Genomic DNA, 1,962 nt, shown 5'->3' on the forward strand with positions numbered 1-1,962 from the left:
ATGTTGCGTCCTGAAAGTTGGACCGAGCTAGCGGGTGTGAGTCCCGTCCCGGTAGGCGTCGGAGCGCCGGGTAGCAGGCCCCGGTTCGTCGTTGAGAAGCGGCGGGCTGAGCGGGGTGTCGAGAGCCTCTTCGGAGGGAGCAAGCGCGCGGGCCGCAGCATCAAGCGAACACTGCAGCCTCGTCACAACAACAATGGAGGAGCCGAGCCGCTCATTTCACGGCGAAGGCCATGTCCGTCGAGCCTGGTTCCGAAAGCGGCTTGTCGGGTTCTTCCGGGGTACGGGTGGTGGCACGTGCGCACAGTTCGGTTCGGAACAGGAGAGGCCCGTCTGCCCGGCCTGTCGTCGGGTGTGGCCGAGGGTATAAGCCGATGGTGAAATCTCTTGGTGGGCAGCGGGAGTCCGAGCGGGGAATAGTACCGGTGATCGGCGTGCAACATAACGCGCCGGGAGGGAAGGACCCGMACTTTGATCACGCGCATGGAGTGGGTAAGCGTGAGGGCATGACCGGTGACGTCCGGTCCAACAACCCCGGCGGGCGCTGGCCCGTCGTAGCCGGTGACGGTCCGTCGCCGGTGAAAGTGCGAGAACTGCAACGTGCGCTAGGGGCTGCGGCCAAGCAGTCTCCGGGGCGGCGTTTCCATGCTCTGTACGACCGTATCTACAGGGGTGAGGTCCTGTGGGAGGCATGGGAACGAGTACGGCGGAACAAGGGTGCGGCCGGGGTCGATCGTGTGACCCTGGTCGCGGTGGAGGAGTACGGCGTGGACCGCATGCTGCGTGAGTTACGTCATGACCTCCGCGAGGGCGTGTATCGCCCGGCGCCTGCGCGCCGGGTGAATATCCCGAAACCACAAGGTGGTGTGCGGCCGTTGGGGATTCCGACGGTGCGGGACCGGGTGGCTCAAACGGCGGCGCGGCTGGTGTTGGAACCGATCTGGGAGGCGGATTTTCTGCCGTGCTCGTTCGGGTTCCGTCCGAAGCGGTCGGCGGCGATGGCGAAGGAACGACTTCGGACCGGGTTCATCGCGGGTTGCCAGTTCGTGGTCGAGTTCGATATCGCGAATTTCTTCGGCGAGATCGATCATGAACGTCTGCTCACCGAGGTGAGCGGACGAGTCTCGGATCGGCGGGTGCTCAAACTGCTGCGTTTGTGGCTGCAAGCAGGGGTGATGGTTGATGGGGCGGTCGAGCGGACGGTCGCTGGAACACCTCAGGGCGGCTGTATCTCACCGTTGATGGCCAACATTTTCCTGCACGTGCTCGACACTGAACTTGCCCAACGCAAGGTGGGTGAGCTGGTGCGCTACGCCGATGACGGTGTGGTGTTGTGCCGCAGTGCGGCGCAAGCGAGCGCGGCCTTGGCGGCGGTAGGAGAGATCCTGGCGTCGTTGGGGTTACGGTTGCATCCGGACAAGACGAAGGTGGTTGACCTGCGAGAGGGCCGCGAGGGCCTGGATTTCCTCGGATGTCATTTCAGGGCTCGGATGTCGGGCCGGTTATGGGAACAGAAGCGGATCGTGCGCTATTACCTGCACCGGTGGCCGTCACAGCGGGCCATGAACAGGCTCCGGGACAAGATCCGGGTCCGGACCGGCAGCAACCGCGTCGGCCGGGACATCCGCGAGGTAATCGCGGATCTGAACCCGGTTCTGCGCGGGTGGGGCAACTACTTTCGCACCGGCAACGCCGCCACGAAGTTCAGGCAGATCGACTACTACGTCAATGACCGGTTGTATCGGCTCATGCGCAAGAAGCACGGCCGTAACCTCCGGTTCGGAGTGGCAGACGCCTGGACCGAAAAGTGGTTCAACGGGCACGGCCTGCACCGGCTTCGCGGCACCGTCCGCTACCCGAAGGCAGCGTAACCCTGTCATGACGATCATCGGTAAGCCGTGTGCGGGAAAACCGCACGCACGGAATTGAAAGGGGAAAGGGGCGAGAGCCCCGGACTACCAATGG

General features: G+C 64.0%; 1 protein-coding gene. It reads left to right on the forward strand.

The window, feature by feature from the left end; genetic code table 11:
- Positions 1–503: 503 nt before the first annotated feature.
- Positions 504–1,868 carry a group II intron reverse transcriptase/maturase gene (ltrA, locus tag AB4Z47_RS30565; RefSeq protein ID WP_441956169.1) on the forward strand — a complete coding sequence of 455 codons (1,365 nt, stop codon included), beginning with the start codon at positions 504–506 and terminating at the stop codon, positions 1,866–1,868.
- Positions 1,869–1,962 lie beyond the last annotated feature (94 nt).

Source organism: Nocardia sp. 2TAF39 (assembly GCF_052114905.1).
Lineage (GTDB): Bacteria > Actinomycetota > Actinomycetes > Mycobacteriales > Mycobacteriaceae > Nocardia.